This window comes from Bacillus sp. P4_D3, assembly GCF_056401855.1.
The window spans coordinates 1-849 of the sequence record NZ_JBFUIN010001082.1 but is presented as its reverse complement, the minus strand read 5'-3'; the positions used below and the strand labels follow the sequence as shown (position 1 = coordinate 849).

At 33.6% G+C, this 849-nt stretch carries 1 protein-coding gene; it reads right to left on the bottom strand.

All coding sequences use genetic code 11. The features are described from left to right. Nucleotides 1–849, bottom strand: an 849-nt coding sequence (locus tag AC1DTM_RS29355; RefSeq protein ID WP_477001580.1) for an aminotransferase-like domain-containing protein, incomplete at both ends; no start/stop codon positions are given.

Sequence of the window (849 nt, the reverse complement as noted above, 5' to 3'; positions counted from 1 at the left end):
GTATCATATAATTTTTCTAATCCAATCAACATATCTTTATCATTTAACATTGAATAACTAATTCGTAAATGATTATATTGATTTTCATGGTTTAATAGACAAGCTGTTCCGGGTAAAAAAGAAACATCTACTTCATTCGCTTTTTGTAATAATGTAAAAGGGTCGATTGACCGAGGGAGTGTAACCCATAAGTTAAATCCACCATTAGGTATTTCAAATTCTAATTCTTTTAATGGAGATAATATATCAATTGTTAAATCACGTCTAATTTGTAAAGCTGTACGTAATTTTTCTAAATGATTTTTCATTCGTTCCGCCCGTAAAAAAGGAAGTAGTGCTTTCTGCGTTAATAAAGGGCTACCAATATCCATAGAAGCTTTCACTGCATATAACCATTCAAAAATAGGACCTTCAGCTGCAAGCGCCGCGATGCGAAGGCCTGGTGCTAACGTTTTACTAAATCCTTTTAAATATATAACATGACCATTTGTATCAAAGCTTTTTATGGGGGGAGGTACTATAGCATCCTCAAAATAAATTTCTCCGAAAGAGTCATCCTCAATAATGAAGAAGTTATATAACTCTGCTAGTTCTACAAGCTCTATTCTTCGTTCTTTACTCATCAAAGTACCTGTTGGATTCTGAAAAGTAGGATTCACATATAACAAGACAGGATTTTTCCTTTGACAAATATCATCGATTAAGTCTGAGCGAATTCCGTTGTTATCAAGACTAACAGGGATAATTTGAACTCCTTTATTAACAAATACATCAAGCGCCGCTCCATAACATGGACTTTCTACTAAAACTAAGTCTCCGGGCTTTAATAATGTTTGAGCGATTAAATCA